At 39.4% G+C, this 19616-nt stretch carries 16 protein-coding genes; 9 read left to right on the forward strand and 7 right to left on the reverse strand.

Features of this window, described 5'->3' with window-relative positions; genetic code table 11:
* Positions 1 to 95 precede the first annotated feature (95 nt).
* Positions 96 to 3170 (reverse strand): beta-galactosidase subunit alpha, encoded by a 3075-nt coding sequence (gene ebgA / locus AC27FM_RS05285; protein WP_487086492.1) that lies wholly within the window; start codon positions 3168 to 3170, stop codon positions 96 to 98.
* A gap of 2 nt (positions 3171 to 3172) precedes the next feature.
* Entirely contained in the window at positions 3173 to 4621 is a 1449-nt protein-coding gene (locus AC27FM_RS05290; protein WP_487086883.1) for an amino acid permease, read from the reverse strand.
* Between the two features lie 189 nt (positions 4622 to 4810).
* Between AC27FM_RS05290 and AC27FM_RS05295 the strand changes: the two genes are divergently transcribed.
* Positions 4811 to 5653 carry an AraC family transcriptional regulator gene (locus AC27FM_RS05295; protein ID WP_487086494.1) on the forward strand — a complete coding sequence of 281 codons (843 nt, stop codon included), beginning with the start codon at positions 4811 to 4813 and terminating at the stop codon, positions 5651 to 5653.
* 59 nt (positions 5654 to 5712) lie between these two features.
* Here AC27FM_RS05295 and AC27FM_RS05300 read toward each other — a convergent pair whose 3' ends face one another.
* Positions 5713 to 6636: a LysR family transcriptional regulator gene (locus AC27FM_RS05300; protein WP_487086496.1), complete on the reverse strand. Its 924-nt coding sequence runs from the start codon at positions 6634 to 6636 to the stop codon at positions 5713 to 5715.
* 188 nt (positions 6637 to 6824) lie between these two features.
* Here AC27FM_RS05300 and AC27FM_RS05305 point away from each other — a divergent pair, with 188 nt between their 5' ends.
* Positions 6825 to 8840, forward strand: a complete 2016-nt coding sequence (locus tag AC27FM_RS05305; RefSeq protein WP_487086498.1) for an FAD-dependent oxidoreductase — start codon at positions 6825 to 6827, stop codon at positions 8838 to 8840.
* Between the two features lie 81 nt (positions 8841 to 8921).
* Here AC27FM_RS05305 and AC27FM_RS05310 read toward each other — a convergent pair whose 3' ends face one another.
* The 3 genes from AC27FM_RS05310 to AC27FM_RS05320 form a co-directional block, all read right to left on the reverse strand.
* A complete protein-coding gene (locus AC27FM_RS05310; protein WP_487086500.1) occupies positions 8922 to 9092 on the reverse strand; it encodes a hypothetical protein in 171 nt (56 codons plus the stop codon).
* A 62-nt stretch (positions 9093 to 9154) separates the two neighbouring features.
* Positions 9155 to 9352: a hypothetical protein gene (locus AC27FM_RS05315; RefSeq protein WP_487086502.1), complete on the reverse strand. Its 198-nt coding sequence runs from the start codon at positions 9350 to 9352 to the stop codon at positions 9155 to 9157.
* 129 nt (positions 9353 to 9481) lie between these two features.
* Positions 9482 to 10534, reverse strand: coding sequence for a D-alanine--D-alanine ligase family protein (locus AC27FM_RS05320; protein WP_487086504.1), 1053 nt, complete (start codon positions 10532 to 10534; stop codon positions 9482 to 9484).
* A gap of 175 nt (positions 10535 to 10709) precedes the next feature.
* On the opposite strand from AC27FM_RS05320, the gene AC27FM_RS05325 reads away from it, so the two are divergent.
* Positions 10710 to 11660 carry a DUF1002 domain-containing protein gene (locus AC27FM_RS05325; protein ID WP_487086506.1) on the forward strand — a complete coding sequence of 317 codons (951 nt, stop codon included), beginning with the start codon at positions 10710 to 10712 and terminating at the stop codon, positions 11658 to 11660.
* 33 nt (positions 11661 to 11693) lie between these two features.
* On the opposite strand, the gene AC27FM_RS05330 is transcribed toward AC27FM_RS05325, so the two are convergent.
* Entirely contained in the window at positions 11694 to 12371 is a 678-nt protein-coding gene (locus AC27FM_RS05330) for a ribonuclease H family protein (protein WP_487086508.1), read from the reverse strand.
* Positions 12372 to 12439: 68 nt separating this feature from the next.
* Here AC27FM_RS05330 and AC27FM_RS05335 point away from each other — a divergent pair, with 68 nt between their 5' ends.
* From AC27FM_RS05335 to yaaA, 6 genes are all read left to right on the forward strand, one after another.
* Positions 12440 to 13189, forward strand: a complete 750-nt coding sequence (locus AC27FM_RS05335; RefSeq protein ID WP_487086510.1) for an alpha/beta hydrolase — start codon at positions 12440 to 12442, stop codon at positions 13187 to 13189.
* Between the two features lie 22 nt (positions 13190 to 13211).
* Positions 13212 to 16004, forward strand: a complete 2793-nt coding sequence (locus tag AC27FM_RS05340) for a YhgE/Pip family protein (RefSeq protein WP_487086512.1) — start codon at positions 13212 to 13214, stop codon at positions 16002 to 16004.
* Positions 16004 to 16438 (forward strand): hypothetical protein, encoded by a 435-nt coding sequence (locus AC27FM_RS05345; protein WP_487086514.1) that lies wholly within the window; start codon positions 16004 to 16006, stop codon positions 16436 to 16438. The genes AC27FM_RS05340 and AC27FM_RS05345 overlap by 1 nt, the downstream gene beginning before the upstream one ends.
* Before the next feature lie 6 nt (positions 16439 to 16444).
* Positions 16445 to 17146 carry a zinc metallopeptidase gene (locus AC27FM_RS05350; RefSeq protein WP_487086516.1) on the forward strand — a complete coding sequence of 234 codons (702 nt, stop codon included), beginning with the start codon at positions 16445 to 16447 and terminating at the stop codon, positions 17144 to 17146.
* Between the two features lie 154 nt (positions 17147 to 17300).
* Positions 17301 to 18797 carry a cardiolipin synthase gene (gene cls / locus AC27FM_RS05355; RefSeq protein ID WP_487086517.1) on the forward strand — a complete coding sequence of 499 codons (1497 nt, stop codon included), beginning with the start codon at positions 17301 to 17303 and terminating at the stop codon, positions 18795 to 18797.
* A 74-nt stretch (positions 18798 to 18871) separates the two neighbouring features.
* Positions 18872 to 19615, forward strand: a complete 744-nt coding sequence (gene yaaA / locus AC27FM_RS05360) for a peroxide stress protein YaaA (protein ID WP_487086884.1) — start codon at positions 18872 to 18874, stop codon at positions 19613 to 19615.
* The last annotated feature ends 1 nt before the right edge of the window (position 19616 follow it).

The raw sequence follows: 19616 nt of genomic DNA on the forward strand, positions 1-19616 counted from the left end.
TGACAAAAAAATAGCACTTAAGAAATTAATCTTAAGCGCTAATCTAACATCAGGTTGATTTGATGACTCTAGGGAGAGTACTTACTAATCAAATTTCACCCGTTATCAGATTTGAAATCTTCATGTGCGATTGCTTTATCGCTGATTTCCTTATTATTAAATGGTGTAATTCTAAATTGTATTTCGAAAGGTTCAACTTTTGCTCTGTACTTTTCAAGTTGCCATTCACCACAAGCATATGTACCAAGTGCATTTTGTTTGTAGTCAATATTCAGAAATACATTATCGGATTTCTTCAAATCACAAGTGTGTTTTGCATCATCTAGCGTCTTTTCATCATAATATGATGTACTGAAGTTAAATGAATCAGTTGTGGAGAATACCAGTCCTTGTCCACGATCATCAGTCAGAGAGACCCACTTAGTATCCATACGATTACCATTAGCTTGTGGCACTACATAATTTGTGAACATCCCATCAACAGTATTGTCGTATAGGCCTAATAGCCCTGCTTCTTTAGAATCTGAATAATTTTCACCAGGACCTCGGCCGAAGTATCTAACTTTTTCTAGTGATTTATTTAGTTTCAAAGCTAGACCTAGACGTGGCAACATATCAGGTGCCATATCTAATTTACCACCTGGAGTTCCTTTGACATCTACCAAGATGTCTCCGGTTGCATAAATTGTGTAATAGTAATCACACTCAAAGTTCCATGAACTATTAGTCGTTCCATGTAACGTCTTAACAACAACGTTCAAATGTCCTTCTTCCATCTCATACTCAAATGACTTAACAACATCATGTTCCAAATGCAAGAATTGAACTTTCTTCATTTCATCGATGATTTCCATATCATTACTGATCGGAGCTCTCCAAAATGTGAACTTAGGACCTCTATCCATCAATTCGATTCCATTACGAATCAAACTAACGATCGTCCCACGAACGGTATCAAACTTCACTGAGAAATTATTTCCACTGGCAGTCAAACAAGCTGCCCCTTCACAAATATCAAGGTTACCATGTGGAATTACGCTAATTCCTGATGTATGAATTGGAAGTGCGCACTGGGCAGTTGCTAATTCATATCCAGAACTAGCATAATCTGTATCCGCCTTTAGTTGATATGAAATATTTAGCAAGTATTCTGAGCCCGGTTTAGGAGTAATATCCGACTTATAGGGAATAGTTACTTCTTTTTTGGTTCTTGCAGGTATCGAAGGCAAGTCCAGTGAGCCACTTTCCAGTACTATGTCATCTTCCATGACAGTATATACTAGGCGGAAAATATTAAGATTGGCAAAATCATAGCGACTTAGTAGTTCGATCTTTCCTTGCTCAATGTCGATCTCTGAAGTTTCGATTGGTTCAATTACTTTCTTGTATTCGTGTAAGCCTGGTGATGGTGTGCGATCTGGCATCAGTAATCCGTCGATGCAAAAGTCATTATTGCTTGGATCATCCCCGAAGTCACCACCATATCGGTAATACTTTTGACCATCATCAGTATATGATTCAATTCCATGATCGAACCACTCCCAAATGAATCCACCTTGTAATTTGTCATGTGCGTAGAACAGATCTTGATATTCTTTAAGATTACCGGGACCATTACCCATCGCATGACCATATTCACATAAAATATGCGGTTTCTTTGAGTTTGCGATGATATCCTTCATCAATAATTTTCTCTTTGGATTTTCCAGCCAAGTATACATAGTCGAGTAAACGTCAACTACTTCAGCATCGAAGTCACCTTCATAGTGAACTAACCTAGTTGGGTCCATTTGTTTAGTAACTTCTGCCATTTTTCTAAAGTTATGACCAAAGTCTGATTCATTTCCCAATGACCAGAAGAGAATTGCTGGATGATTCTTTTCTCGTGAAATCATTCTTGTCATTCGAGTTACATAGGCAGTTTCCCACTTAGGATCATCTGTGATCCAATCGTACTTCTTAGTCAGCTCAAATCCGTGACACTCTACATCTGCTTCTGCAATCAAGTACATACCATATTCGTCACAGAGGTCATATAAATAATATGAATTAGGATAATGGCTGGTTCTGATAGCATTGATATTATATTTCTTCATCAACTTGATATCGGCTTCGATTTCTTCTTTAGCAACGACCCTACCATTACGAGGGTTGTAGTCATGGCGATTTACACCTTTGATCTTGATTGCCACTCCGTTAACTAAGAAAGTTTCACCTGCTACGTGTATATTTCTAAAGCCAACGTTTTGTGGAATCACTTCTATTACTTCACCAGCTTTTTTAACTGTCAATAATAATCGATAAAGATTAGGTATCTCAGCAGTCCACTGAGCAACATTATTTATTTCTGTAGCTACTTCAAATTTGCCATCCTTAACCACACTAGTATCTTCATAAACTATCTTCCCATCGCTATCGATCAATGTAGCAGTAACTTCTTGTCCGTCATCTTGTCTTAACTCTGCTTTGATATTCAGCAGTCCATTGAGATAATTATTATCCAAGTCAGCGGTCACAGTATAATCTTGAATTCCATTTTTAGGAACACCGATCAATTCCACGTCACGGTCAATGCCACTCAACCACCACATGTCTTGATCTTCCAGATATGTCCCGTCTGACCATTGATAAACCCTAACAGTTAGGTCATTGTCGCCATCGATTCTAACAACATCAGTGATGTCAAATTCTGCTTCATTACGAGCGCCCTTGCTATATCCAACTTCTTGACCATTTACCCACACGTGATAGGCTGAATCTACGCCACCAAATCGTAAAATAACTTTTTTATTTGCATAGCTATCATTCACTTCGAAAGTACGCTTATAGATTCCGGTAGGATTTTCTGTGGGAACAAACGGAGGATTGATCGGGAAGTTATACCACAGATCAGAATAATGCATTTTTCCATAACCCTGCATTTGCCAGCATCCTGGAACAGTGATGTCATCCATATTACTAGTATCAAAATCTTCTTCATAAAATTCTTTTGGACTATATTCAGGAGCATCTAGAAACATAAATTTCCATGTGCCATTCAAATTTTCAAAAGCATGTGTATATTGATTCTCATTTAACAGTGCCCGTTCTTTAGTTGGAAAAGTTAAGAAATGAGCTCGTGCTGGTTCTCTATTAATGTCATCCACTTGATAGTTTTCCCATATTTTCATAATTACTTAGCTACCCCTTCAATATCATTATTTTCTAATTCTTTTTTATTTTTCTTTTCGTATCTAGCCCAGAATATCCATGCGAATCCCATAAATATCACTAAACCTAATAAGTTATAAATCAACGTACCGATCGGACTAGCCGTTCCCTTAGGAAGATCTCCATTTAGTTCTTGAGATATCAACGCTGGATCTGGAACTGTTGACATGAAGAAAATGAAGATAAATACAAGTAATAAGAAGAATCCTGCTGTCAATCCAAAGGTTCTGTTACCAAACTTGAAATCTCTTGGCATGTCGTCTTTTTTGAGTCTCAATCCAATATAAGCAATTAAAATAAATAATACTGGCAATAATGAAGTTGAAGCCGTCATATTGATCAAAGTCTCTAAGAAGCTATCCATATCACCTATACCAAGAGCTGGTATGATAAGTAAAATTGTAACTATGATTCCTTGAACGATTAAGGCATTAGTAGGATTACCTTCGTTATTAGTACGAACTAACCACTTACCGAAGACTCCTTCAGGAATCTCTGAGAAGAATACTTTTACTGGTGCCGCTGTCCAAAGGGCTAGTGAACCTAAGCTACCTAGGAACAAAATCACACCGACTAAGCGCACCATAACTCCACCTGAGATATTAAAGTGAGTTCCTAAAATCTTGAAGATATCGAAGATACCATTTGAGAAGTTACCTTTAAGAACTGACGTAGGTACAATAAATCCAACTGCAATTGCCCCTAAGATGTACATGATACCTACGAAGATAGTTGCACTGACCATCGTCTTAACAAAAGTCTTGTTACCACCTTTAACGTCTTTGATATAGACACCGATACTTTCACCACCACCTACGGCTTGCAAGATCCAGGCCATAGTCATGAAGAAAGTCCAATTAAATTTTGGCGAAATACTGCTCATCGAGAATTCTTGTGCTGGAGCTTTCCCAAATCCGAAAACTACTACAAAAGCTAAAATAACAAAAATTATTCCCATGAATAGACGGGCGCTTCCAGCTAAACTAGTAACTGTCGCAATCCACGATACACCTTTGATACATACCCATGTCATTAACCAAAATAGTGCTATTGAAATAATTGCAATAATAACTGTTCCGTTTTTACCACCGAATACATTTTTACCTAAGAGTGCATACGACCCGTAGATCAATGTGTTAGGTAAGAGTGAACAAAAGAAGAACAAGTTTACAAAGAAATATGACCATGCACCTAGGAAGGCCCATTTGGGACCCAAGACACTTTCAAGCCAACTGTGTACCCCTGACTCCTTAGTTGAATTCGCTGAAGCAAATTCCGCAACCATCAAAATAAATGGCAGAAAATAAAATACTGATCCAAATATATAACCAGGAATGGTTGCTAAACCAATTTGAATACTGTTATTAACAATACTAGGAAACGCAAAAACAGCTGAAAATGTCATTAACATTAGGGCAATTGAACCTATGCGCTCTATTTTATTTGACTCCTCCAAATTTATCATCCCTTCGTCTTAATCATTTGATACTCTAAATATAGCCGCTATCGAACATATTAAAAACACAAGATGATTCCATATCATTGTACTTATGTTGCCAAACCATAAACTAAACCAATATAATTGAACTTGGAGGTTATTATGACCAAAAAAATAGAACAAGCAGATGTAGTCATCAACAATGAAGCATTCAGTTCTGATTTCAATATTTGTGAAGCCGGATTTGAAAAATGCCGACCTACAAAACCAGTGGAGTACATTCCGATTAATTATTGGGTCATCCATTACTGTATCGATGGTGAAGGATATTTTTCTCTCACCGATTCACCCAATGAACACATTAGTGCTGGAGATATATTTATGATTCCTGCCCATTGCGGTAACAAGTATTATCCTAAGCACGATAATCCTTGGACGTACAGATGGATCGGTCTCTCAGGTGACAAGGCTGAAGAAGTACTCAAGAAATGCAACCTCACCACCAGAGAATTTGTTATTCATGATGCCTTTGATAACAACGTAAATAAATTATTTGAAGAAACATATAATAACTTTAAACAAAACAACCTCTTTAAATCTCTAAGCTCCACTTTTTCTTTGCTGGACTACATTGCATCTCGTGAGAATCTCCCAGATGAGTTGAATTCCAAAGAACATCTCTTAATACAGGTGACTAATTATATAAAGCGACATTATTCCGAAAACATCTCAGTGGATAAAGTAGCCAAGATTCACAGTATTGATAGATCATATTTGTTCAAATTATTTCAAAAGTATAAGAAGACTACTCCTAGTCGCTATATTCAAAATTTAAAACTTCAAAAATCCTGTTCTCTGTTACGGAAGAGTTCGTTGTCAGTCACCGATATCAGTTATGAATGTGGTTTTGCCTCTCCATCTTATTTTTCAAAGTTTTTTGTTAACAACATCGGCATGACTCCTTTAACGTATCGAAATAAATTTATTATTAAAGTTGGAAAATAACAAAATACCCTCCAATTACCGAGATGATCTGGTAATTGGAGGGTATTTTGTGCTTAACCTTAAGCTATAATAGTCGGAATATTCTGACGAGCCAAATCAATGAGCAACTGGATCGGATCAGACATTCCTTGAACCTTCTTATAAGTTATCCCAAAATCGGTCTTCAAAATACTAGTAGGGATTTTAAAGACGTTCAAGGTATCCGTTGGAATGGCAAAATTCTCATCCACTATTAATGAAGAAACAAAGGCACAGCCTACTTGTTGTTTTGCCAACTGAGCGGCGATATCCATGTTGGCCACTTCGATGACCGTCTGCAGATGGACTCCATGATCGATGAAGAAGTGATTCAGGACTTCCTGATAGTGTGAATCCTGTCTGATACTGATGACTCTTTCACCATCCAGCGCTTCGACTGCATAGGGGAATTCTGGTGGATAATTTCTCGAATCATCAAATAATACAGAACTCTTGGGAATCAACGCATAGACTGGATCGGATGAAATTCTTTCATAATCCAATTTTTTGTTATAAATCGGCATGCCGATAAAGAAGTTTATTTCACCTGTGAGAAGTAGCTTTTCAGCCTGAGTCGTTGGTAACTCGATCAGACGTGTTTTTACATCAGGATATTGTTTTTGAAATCCCGGCAATAACTTGGGGAAGAAAAATCGACCTAGCGGTTGATTAGTCGCTAGCACGATCTCACCGTGAGCGTACTTCGCCAAACTGTTCATTTCACTCTTCAAATCGGAATACGCACTCTTCTCCTTATGTAAATAATCCAGTAATAATTGACCTGCACGGGTCAGCCCAACTGGTTTAACACTGCGGTCGAGTAGCTCCACGCCATACTCTTTCTCAGCTTGATGTATCGTTTGACTGATATATGGCTGAGTCACAAATAAACTATTAGCTGCTTTTGAAATTCCACCATTACTGACTATGGCATCTAAGAAACGCATCAATTTGTCATCAGACATGAAATCACCTTCTAAGTGTGAATTATTTATTAATAATTGATAATTATATATTATTACTATTCCTTCTATATCAATGATCGGAATATAACTATTCAGTTATATTGATCGTCACCAATACTAATTGTACATAACTTGTGAGTTGATACACAATGTGATTGTATTAAATCATTCATCGGGAGGGTAATTTTATGGTTGTAGTTACAGATAATGTTGAAAAAAGAAATGTTTCGCGTCTTTTTGGACCTACAAAAATCGGTTCACTGACTATCAAAAACCGCACCGTCATGGCTCCTTTAGGATTGATCGGGTATTCCGATAGCGAAGGTGGCTTCTCCAAGACTGCTCAAGATATGTATATTCGTCGAGCAAAAGGTGGCATCGGACTACTAACTGTAGGACTAGTAGTTTGTAGTTATGATGATTTTGCAAAGGGTAGCATCCCTTGCCCAATCAATAATCCATTTTATTTCATGAATACTTCAGCTGAAATGTTGCAACAAATTCATTCCTACGGAACTAAGGCCATCTGTATGATCAGTGCTGGATCAGGACGTTCTTCATTCCCTGGTGCTTCCAAGAAACAATGGGCCCCATCGGAGGCTACTAATAGATTCGACCCTAATCAAAAACACCGTGCAATGACACACGATGAGATCGAAAAAACTATCAGTGACTTCGTAAAAGGTGCTGCTATTTGTAAGGCTAGTGGTTTTGACGGCGTAGAGATCCACGCCGTCCACGAAGGATACTTGTTCGATCAATTCGCCATGAGTCTCTTCAATCACAGAGATGACGAATTTGGTGGCGACTTGGAACACAGATTGAAGATCGTTACCGATATCGTCAAAGGTATCAAAGCACAATGTGGTGCGGATTTCCCTGTATCAATTCGTTTCTCATTGAAGAGCTTTATCAAAGAACTCAGAGATGGCGCCCTGCCGGGTGAAAAATTCGAAGAAAAAGGTAGAGATATTTCGGAAGGCTTGGAAGCCGCAAAAATTCTTGAGGCTGCTGGATATGACATGCTCAACGTCGATGCCGGAACATATGACGCTTGGTTCTGGAATCATCCGCCAATGTACTTCGACAAGAAGGGAATCTACAATACCTTCGGCGCCCAAGTTAAAACAGCTGTCGATATTCCCGTAGGAGTTGCTGGCAGAATGGATGACCCTGAAGTCATCAACAATGCACTCGACCAAGGTGTTGACTTAATCGAGTTTGGTCGTCCCCTACTAGCTGACCCTGATCTGCCAAACAAGATCAAGGCCGACGAATGGGAAGACATCCGTCCATGTATCTCTTGTCAGGATGGTTGCTTGGCACGTCTTGAAAAAGGTCTCCCCTTCTCATGTACAGTCAACCCAGCCACTGGTAGAGAAGCAGCGTACAAGCTCACAGCTCCACTGAAAACCAAGAACGTCCTAGTCATCGGTGGTGGACCTGCTGGACTAGAGACTGCTTGGATCTGCGGTACCAGAGGTCACAACGTAACCTTATTTGAATCACATTCAGAGTTAGGTGGCGAATTAGTACCAGGATCAAAGCCTAGTTTTAAGTCAGATGATCACGAATTAGTCGTTTGGTATACACGCCAGCTGGCAAAGATGGACAACGTGACTATCAAATTGAACACTTCCGCAACGAAGAAAGATTTTGATAGTAATGATTATGACACTGTCGTTGTCGCCACTGGTTCCACTCCGATCGTTCCTGATTTTGGTAGTGACAAACTAGTCACAGCTGCTGACGTACTAACTGATCACAACAAAGTTGGACAAAAGGTCACTGTCATTGGTGGTGGACTAGTTGGTTGCGAGACTGCATTGTGGCTAGAACGCAAGGGTAAAGAAGTTACTGTCGTGGAAATGTCAGACGATATTTGTGGCGGACCTCATGCCCAGTCATTTGCGAACTACCAAATGATGAAAGAGCTATTACCGTATGAAGGTATCGATGTAAAACTCAATACAAAAGTTGAGTCCATTGACGATACTACCGTTAACGTCTCTACAAAAGACGGTGCTAAGAGCGCTATTGCTGGTGATGATGTGGTTTGTGCATTGGGATATTCTCCAAACAATCCATTCATGCATTTATTGGCAACTACTGACAAGGAATCATATTTAGTTGGTGATTCTCATAATGTTTCAAATATTATGGGTGCCATTTGGTCAGCTTACGCTGTTGCAAAAGATATTTAATTCATTACATAAAAAATGGCGATCGCCCAAATCTACATGATTTGTGACGATCGCCATTTGTGATTCTTCTATTATTATTTATTATCCACAAACTAGTTCCATACTCATAAGTCCATTCACTGGAACGATACCAAAAATCAATAAGATTCCTGCAATAGCTACGAGAAATTTCGAAATTTTTTCATCCACTGAACCTGATACCAGCAAGATGATCAATAATACCCCAGCTAACAAAAATATTAAATTAACCATAACATTTACCCTCCATTAAGCTCTCTATTATAATAATTTTTGAACAAATTAACCGTAATTTTTTAAAATAATCGACGTAAAAGATGTAATAAAAAGAACGGGTGCATATGTCCTAAGCTCGCTCCAGCACTTGGAATAATGCCGATAACTATATACACCGTTAGGCCGATACCGATTATCCACGCGATCCGAACTCGGTTACCGGAATTTTTTATTATCAAATAAGCTACTAGTACGATGATACCTAATCTAAGAAACATTACCTCACCTACTTATGGGGTTTATTATACCATTTGACTATGTAGATGGGGCTTTCGGTGTTTAGTAAATTAGTGGATATCGAAGGAAACAAAAAACTCCTTATCCAAAAATAGATAAGGAGCCGAGCATTATTTTTTTTCGTCGTAAATACGCATCTTGCTCTTAATGATAGTCTCACATAAGTCAGCGTATGAGATGTCTGCTGCCTTAGCTTCACGTGGCATCAATGATAATGGTGTCATCCCTGGCAAAGTATTAGCTTCCATGACATATAATTCACTGTCACGTAATAAGAAGTCAACACGTCCATAGTTACTCATGCCTAAAGCATTGAAAGTATCTTTTGTCATTTCTTGCATACGTGCGTGGGTCTCATCATCTAATTCTGGAGGTGTAATAAAATGTGTAACACTATTCTCAACAAACTTGTGTTGGAAGTCATACCAACCAGTATCAACTGTGATCTCGACGGCTGGTAATGCGTGACCATCAACTAGTGCAACTGAGAACTCTCTACCCTTGATGTATTCTTCGATCAAGACTTCCTTATCAAATCTCAATGCGTCAGCAATGTTTTCTTCAAGTTCTGATTCATCTTGAACAATATGAGTACCAACACTTGAGCCACCGTTAGATGGTTTAACTACCATTGGGAAGCCAAATGGTATATCTTTAGCTGAAATTTTACTTGTTGTAGTTGTAGTGTAATCAGCTGTTTGAATGTGGTTTTGAACGAAAACTTCTTTGGAGAATTTCTTATCCATGGCGATACCTGAAGCTAATGAACCACTTCCTGTATATCTAATATCAAATACGTCAAAGACTGCTTGCATCTTACCGTTCTCACCGTCTTCACCATGAAGACCCATATAAACGATATCGGCATGTTGACAAACCTTCAATACGTTCTTTCCAAGTAATCCGCGAGTGCCGTCGGTACGTAAGGCATTGATCTTTTCATCTGTCAAAACTTCATCACTGATGATCAAGTTAGCTTCACCTTCTGGCTCTGTAGTGAAGAGATCATCGATCTTATCTTCTTCTACATCCAGACCAAGGAATGAATCGATGTATGCGACTTCATAACCCTTACTTCTTAATGCGTTTGTAATCTTCACACCTGAAGATAAAGAAACGTTTCTTTCGGTACTTCTTCCACCTGAGAGGACAACGATTTTCATTGTTCGTTTCACCTATTCTTTCTTTTTTTGTAAATCAAGCGATTTCCTAGAACCTATAGGATACCACAATCATTATTGCTTGGCTATTTTTAGCGCTTACATTTTTATGATTTTATTAAAATTCTCGAATTTTTCATATTTATTTGGTTTAATGTAGGCAAGGAGGATTTGACTCGTGAAAAAGTTAAATATTGTTTTACTTAGTTTAGTATCTTTAATCACTCTAGGAATCTTCACTACCCAGAGTGTTAAGGCCGACAGTTTGAGTGACCAACCCGTTATGACATTGGGAACATCGCTGACTGATAGCCAAAAACAAGGTACGATCGATGCTCTATCTTCACAGATCAGTGGTAACAGTAGCAATTACACGACTGTTACTGTGACTGGTGATACTCTAGTTAAGTATCTAAACCCAAGTGGTAGTTCCTTTACTAGCAGTTCTGGTGTCTGGTCTTCAGCCTTGATCCAGAAGACTTCATCTGGTTCAGGTATCAACGTTAATATCGTTGATTACAATGGTAAGAACAATATCACTACCATCACTGCCGATCAGTATCGTAATGCGGCTGTAACTGCTGGTATCAGTGATGCCAACATCTACGTAACTTCTGCAACACCAATCGACGGTTCCGGTGCTCTAGCAGGTATCTATGCTGCTTATGCAAGTACTGGCGATTCATTGAACCAAAGCCAAGTCAATGCCGCCCAAAACGAAATGGGCGTCCTAAGTGGCATTACCGATGCCAACAAGGGAACTGACGGTTACTCTGATAAACAATTGAATAACGCTGTAGCCGGCATGAAGTCAGATATTGCTCAAAAGGGCGATAACATCACCGTTAATCAAATCACAACGATCGTAAATAATAATCTACAAAAGAATAATCTACAAAACATTATTACTGATAATCAAAAACAAAAAATCATTAATTTAATGGTAGAAATCAGAGACTCAGGTGCCTTAAACAACTCAAACTTCAAAGAACAAGCTTCAAAATTGAGCAGTGATATTATGAACAAGGCCAAAAATATTTTTAATAATTTAAATACCGAAGAAAATCGAAATTTAGTCCAGAGAATCTGGGATAGCATCGTATCGTTTTTCCAAGGATTGTTCAATTAATCAAAAAGATATCCGAAATCGGATATCTTTTTTTTACATCCTATCCATAGTTTGATTCAGTAATTCGTCAACTCGGTTATTTCCGACGTTAGTCGCATGTCCCTTGGTCCATTCGAATGTCTTGTCCGAAAGAGTTGGCAACAGCTGATCCAACTGACGCCACAATTCAACATTAACTGGAACTTGCCCATCAGCCTTCTTGAATCCACGACGTTTCCATCCGTTCAGCCAGCCTTTATTAATGGCATTCAGGACGTACTGTGAGTCTAAAATAAATATTAATTTCCTATTATTAAGTTGTAATTCGTTCAATCGTTTGATGCTCTCGATCAAAGCCATGATCTCCATGCGATTATTGGTTGCACCGAACTCGCCGTCAGTGCCTTCATAAATCTGTTCACCAAAGTTAATATGATATGCCCAAGCGGCTCGATCATTACTTCTAACATGCCCACCTTTGACATTACCATGATTACGCGAGCCTCCGTCCGTATAGATCACCACATCAAAGTCCTTTAAATCACTAGAACTGTTAGTCTTTTTTTTCGGAGTATAGCTATCCTTATCATTCAAAAACTTTTTAGCTTCCTCTTCAGTTGTAAAACTTTTGTAGCGAGCATTCGTAAATCCATCTACTTGTTTTTTGCATTCTGCCCATGTTCGATAGATGCCCGGAGTCTTTCCACGTCTTACTGCATAATATTTTTGCACTGTCTTACCTCGATTAGTTATAATTTATTACTTTTAATTATATAATAGGTTAGTGTTGGGGTGAATTTATGAAAAAAAAACAGTGGCCGGTATTTTATATTCACGGTTTCCGTGGTGGGGATTTTACGACCGAAAAAATGATCGAATCGGCTTTAAAATTTAATCACAAGCAAGATTATCTTAAAGCCATCGTTGATTGGCGTGGTCGAATCACATATGAAGGGATATGGACTGATGATGATCATCCAATTATCCAAGTGGTTTTTAAAAACAAATATGTCGGTAGTAATCTGATTTCTTATTGGCTATCCAAGTTGTTATTCAACTTGAGAACCAAGCACCAGTTTGATACTTATGATGCGATTGGGCACTCACTAGGTGCCGTTGCACTAGTCTTAGTCAACTTAAAAGAAAAAACACATCCCTACATACCACGACTGAAAAAATTAGTTCTCATCGCCGGCCCATTCAATGGCATCATCGGGCTAGGCGATCTCCCAAATCTCAATAGAATCAAACCCGACGGCCGACCGGCCTTTATGAGTCCTACGTATTTTCGTATCTTTATGGGACGCAAAAGGATCTCCGACGACCTACGGGTTTTGAATATTTACGGCAACGTAGATGACTATTCAAATAGCGATAAATATATTTCTGTAACGTCGGTTCAGTCGATATCTTATATCCTCAAGCCACGTGTTAAAGAATACATTGACTATCCAGTAAATGGCTCCATGGCAGAACACTCACTTATGCATGATGATTCTGAAATACTTAAGCGTGTTAACAATTTCATTTATTCTTATCTATTAATATAATAGTTTATTTAATAGTTGATTTATGTTAACTTATTTTGTTAGGAACCGAACCGTTGAGGAGGACGACATCATCAAATCTTGGGAATTGTTCAGAATAGATATTAAGCGAACACTTAAATCAACGCCAGCAACACTACTAATGTTGGCTTTGATAATTTTGCCATGCCTGTATTGTTGGTTCAACGTATGGGCACTCTGGGATCCTTATTCAAATACTGGTGACTTACAAGTGGCTGTATATTCAGATGACCAAGCTGTAAAACTCGAAGGTGAAAAAATTGAAATCGGTGAAGATCTGATCGCCAATTTAAAGAAGAACAAGAAGCTCGGCTGGGTCTTCACAGACTCCAAAGAACAATTGGACCAGGGGGTAAAATCTGGTAAGTACTATGCCGGAATCTACATCCCTAAGAGTTTTTCAAAGGACATTATGAGTTTTGCCTCTGGCGAAATCAAGAAACCTACATTGGTTTATTCAGTTAATCAAAAGATCAATGCCGTCGCGCCGAAGCTGACTGAATCGGGTGCGACGACTCTCCAAAATACGATCTCTGACGAATTCATCGGTACGATCAGTAAGACTATCGCCACGGTGCTAAACAAATCTGGGGTTGAGATTGAAAATAACTTGCCGATGATACGGCGATTATCGACTCTCTTGATAACCACCGATGAAAATAGTGATGAACTTCAAAGTATCATGGATAAAGTAAAAACTGCCAATACTTTGATTCCTGACTTGAATAATAAATTAGACGAAGTCAATGACATGTACGGCTACATCCCCGAATTGAATGCGGATGCGCAGAAGCTAGTTACCTTGAACAACTTCCTGCCGCTAGTCGATGAAGGTGGAACTGCTGTCAATAAATTGCAAAATAAGATTCCTGAAATCAAGAGTGCTGGTTCACAGATCAACACGATCGACAATGATTTCAGTCAAATATCTAATTTGATGGATAGTAGTATCACTCAAGTTGACAATGGTATCAAGGTCATCAATCAAGTGGAAAATGTCATGCCCGATGTTACAAAACTCGGTACTGACGCCGAAACGGCCATCAACAACGCTAACACTAACTTGATACCCAAAATTCAAAATGCCTTACCAGTTATCAAATCAACTATCGATACTGGTTTGTCGATGGTTTACAACCTAGCCAAACAGATCAGTACTTCGGCAACGAATATCAACACGCTGATCGATAAGATCCAAGCTGACCCTAACAATACTGATCTAAAAGAACAATTGAAGACTGTCATTCAAAACATGGCTGATAATGCGACACAATTAGCTACCGTCAGCCGCCAAGTTGCTTCTACCTTGACCGACTTACAAAGTCTCTACAACAAGTTAGCTGATCAATTCGGTCATGATCAAACTACCATCTTCGATTCACCGATCAAGCGTTTGAATGATTTAGCAGCCTTGAATGACAGTTTGTCCAACAAGGCTACTTCGATCATCGATAACTTCGACAATTTGAGTACTGAAGAACTACAGTCTAGGCTTTCCGACCTCTCCGATCGTTCAGATACGATAGCAGACAAGGTCAATGAGATCAAGAACCTCAAGATCATCGACTCTGTTGCTGACAGCATCGCAGACATCAAGACGTTCTTAACTGATGCCAGCAAGACATTGGGTGAGATAAATACCAATGTCATCCCGGCTATCCCCGGACTTCTAAGTAACACTAAGGGAATCTTGCAGACAGCTCTGACATACTTGCAGAAGTACCAAAAACAACTGCCTGCTGTTGGTAACGAGATTCACGACGCCAATACCTTGCTGAACGGTAATATGGGTACGATCGTCAATGGTATCAATCTTGCAAATGACTTCTACAACAATGACTATCCTAACTTGAAGAATAAACTATCCAAGGCCACCTTCTTCGTGCAGTTCCAATTGCCCGAAATCGAGAATCAATTAACGACGGCCTTAGCTTTGGTAAATTCTAAGACGCCGGAATTAGAACAATCATTGTCAGCCGCTAACGACTTTGCGGTCAATGACTGGCCACAACTCAAGAAGGATATTCACCATTCCGCCAAACTACTCAAAGACGGCGAAAAGGATGTCGATCTGTCAGCCATTATCAAACTAATGAAGGCTGATGCCAACACTGAATCTGACTTCTTCTCTAACCCTGTTAAATTAAAACAAAACAACTTGTATGACGTGCCGAACTACGGTTCTGCCAGTGCTCCATTCTATCTCGTACTCTGTGTTTGGGTTGGTGCCTTGTTGCTATCCAGTGTCTTCACGGTCCACTTCAAATTGAATGATCGCCAGAAATATCGTTACAACTTCAGACAGCGATATAACGGACGGTATCTTACTTTTGCATCATTGAACATGTTGCAGTCACTGGCCGCCGCCCTAGGTAATATCTTCATCATTCATGCGTATGTCAAAGAAAAAGTTGCCCTGATAATATTTATCATGCTGGTAAGTTTCTGTTTCATATCGATCCTATATTCACTGGTTCAAATCTTCGGAACGATCGGTAAAGGTATTGGTATCATCATCCTTGTTCTATCGATCTCCGGAGCTGGTGGTAACTTCCCTGTCGTACTATCTGGTGGCTTCTTCAGGTTCATTAATCCGTACTTACCATTCACGTACGCCGTTAATCTGATTCGTGAAGCAGTCGGTGGGATATACTGGCCGAATGCTACAAAAGACATTCTCGTACTGTTAGCATTTGGGATCGGCTTCTATCTAATGGGACTGTTACTAACTGAAAGATTGAAACCTCTAATCAACAAACTACACAAGAGCGCTAAGAAGAGTATGATAATCGAATAATGACAAAACTAAAATCTTACAGACCATTCATAACTGAAAATTTTTTATGGGAATTCCCTACACATTTTAAGTTGAAAGAAGCCAGTGAGTTCTTGGGGCTAAGTATCGCTGAAACGACGGACTATATCAGTCATACCGCCAAAGAAATCATGCGCAATGATGGTATTTATTGGTTCTTACAGACCAAAACCACTAAAAAGATCATCGGCTTGATCGCACTGGAAAGCATCGACAACTCTACGGCTGAGATCACTGTGAATCTAAGTGATTTGGCCGTAGATTCTAAAAACGAGATTGGACAACGCTTGATAACTTTTGTCAAAGAACAAATCAAACTGGATACGATAAAATTTATGAACTTGGATAGCGTTATTCAAGAAAACTTCATAAAGAATGGATATAATATAACTAACAAAGAACTAAAGAGGAGTTAATAATAAATGTACGGATATTACGGATATGGTTTTGACCCCACTTTCATCTTAATTATCGTTGGTCTAGTTATTAGTTTGTGGGCATCGTGGTTTGTCAAACATAATTTCAATAAATACGACCAATATGACAGTCAACGCGGTACTACTGGTGCCGAAGCGGCTCGATACATTCTTGATCAAGCAGGGCTTCAAAGTATCCAGATCAATCGAATCGAGGGTAATCTTACTGATAACTACAATCCCGGTAACAAGACATTGAACTTATCGGAATCGACTTATGGTTCCACTTCTGTTGCCGCGATCGGGGTAGCTGCTCACGAATGTGGACATGCGATCCAAGATCAAAAAGGTTATGTCCCAATGCGCGTACGGGCGGCACTAGTGCCTGCTGTTAATCTAGGTTCTCAAGCTTCCATTCCTTTGATCTTTGTCGGTATGCTCTTAGGTATGAATCAAACCTTGATCACGATCGGTATTTGGTTATTTGCTTTGGTCGTCTTATTCCAAGTCGTAACATTACCAGTTGAATTCAACGCTTCAGGACGTGCCATCAAGATCCTCAGCTCAGGTGGTTTACTTGAGACTAACGAAGTTCCTATGGTCAAAAAAGTGCTCGGAGCTGCTGCTCTGACATACGTTGCCGCAGCGATCTCTACCGCCTTACAACTACTAAGATTGATTTTGATTTTTGGAAACAATCGCGAATAATCTCCATCAAAAAAAAGTTATTCAAATTATAAAATTGAATAACTTTTTTTATATCTCCAAATACCATCATTGTTCACCTTCTCTACCCGCGAAGATAGATTTTATTTAGCAATTGAGATAAACTCTTTAGTATGAATAGAGGGGAATTTATACAATGATTGACGTTTGGATTATATGGCTAATATTAATTATCTTATTACTGAATACAATCTCAGCACTGATAACCGTCTTCCATAGACCTAGAAATATTGTTACTACTTGGGCGTGGATCTTAGTTCTGACGCTACTACCAATTATCGGTTTCTTGATTTATGCGTTCTTTGGGCGTGGAATCGCGCAGGAAAAAATCTTCAGCATCAGTAATCAAAAACACGTCGGCTTGGACCAATTGAAGCTGATGGAAGTGACCGATGAGGCTAAACGTAAGGCCATCGAACGTCAAAATGACGAGAAGGACTTGCGCAATCGTTACGATCAGACTCACTACGCAGCCCATATCATAAAATTCTTCAACGAAACTGAAGAAACACCACTGACTCGTCATAACGAAGTCGACTTAGTTTTTGATGGTAAAGAAAAGTTCCAGAAGATGTTTGAGGACATACGTAACGCCACCGAAACTGTCCACGTAGAATATTACGCCTTCATCAAGAGCGATATCGGTGATCAATTCCTAGAGCTACTGACTCAAAAAGCTAAAGAAGGTCTTGAGGTCCGCTTGCTCTATGATCCATGGGGTTCAAACGGTACTCGTAAAAAATGGTTCAATGACTTCGTTGCCGCAGGTGGTGAAGTATTGCAATTCATTACTTCTAAGAATGTCATCGCCAAGACCCGTCTCAACTATCACTTGCACAGAAAGATCGTTGTTATCGATGGTTGTGTCGGTTGGACTGGTGGCTTCAATGTTGGTGACCAATACGTCAATGTGACTGATAAATTCGGATATTGGCGTGATACCCACGTTCGAATCAAAGGTGTGGCTACTTTATTACTTCAGGAGCGATTCTTCCAAGATTGGAACGCTTCGATCGAGAAAAAAGAAGAAGCCCTCTCCTTTGAAGAGAAATACTTCCCTTCTGATCGTTTTGATGTCGATACTAACCTTCCTATCCAGATCGTCACCGATGGCCCTGACAGGCGTGAAGAAGTCCTCAAGGATGGCTTCATCGATATGATCGTCAGTGCCAAGAAGAGCGTCTGGATTCAATCACCTTACTTAGTTCCCGATGACCCTATGTTCACAGCGCTGACGATTGCGGCCAGATCAGGTGTCGATGTCCGGATCATGATCCCCTGCATGCCTGATCACCCCTTCATCTATCGTGCAACTCAGTATTATTCCAACCTCTTAACTAGCTACGGTATCAAAATATACAGTTATCAAAAAGGTTTCTTACATGCTAAGGCAAGTGTCTTTGATGATAAGATCTGTACTGTTGGCTCTATGAACCAAGACTTCAGAAGTTATTCATTGAACTTTGAAGCCAATGCTTTCATCTATGACTCCAAGGTTGCCCACAAAGTTGCCCGTGCCTTCGAAAACGACATGAAAGACAGTTTGTTGATAACACCAGAAGTTATCAAAAGCCAAGGACACTGGCTACACTTCAAACAACGTTTCTCAAGATTATTATCGCCTATTTTATAAGAGTCCGACGTCTTGCTACGGCAGGATCGTCGGCTTTATTTTTCAATAAAATATTTTGAAAGAAGTGATTTCATATAAAAATCATTATTGCACCCGCTAAAAAAATGGTCACTGACACTGATACCTTCAACTACGAGAAATTACCGCAATATCTTGACCAAACACAATTGATTTTAACTAGATTACGGGAATTAAGTTATGTCGAACTCAAGACTCTCTGGCATTGCAGTGATAAGCTGGCAGAACCAAACTATCGCTGGCTACAAGAACTAGATCTGACCAAACAGCTGACACCAGCACTCTTGGCATTCAGCGGTATCCAGTATCAATACATGGCACCGGACTTATTCACCGAACCAGCATTGGAGTATGTTCGTAAAAACCTGCGCATTCTTTCTGGTTTTTATGGTATTCTTCGTCCCTTCGACGGTGTGGTACCTTATCGCTTAGAATTACAAGCCCCATTGCAAGTAGGAAGATCTCAAAATCTCTATTCTTTTTGGGACGCACGATTGTACAACGCACTGAGCCCGACCTTAGAGCCAATAATCAACTTAGCTTCACAGGAATATGCGAAGTCGATCATACCTTATCTATTGCCGGAACAACCATTTGTCAATGTGACCTTTGGCAGTCTCGTTGCTGGAAAAATCAAGACTAAGGCCACGCTGGCTAAAATGGCTCGCGGTGAAATGGTGCGTTTTCTAGCTGAACATCAAGTCACTGATATTGATGATATCAAGAACTTTGATCACCCTGACTGGAATTTTTCAGCTGAATTATCCACTTCGACTAATATCATCTTTGTACACAAATAAC

Source organism: Companilactobacillus sp. y65-5, assembly GCF_057541095.1.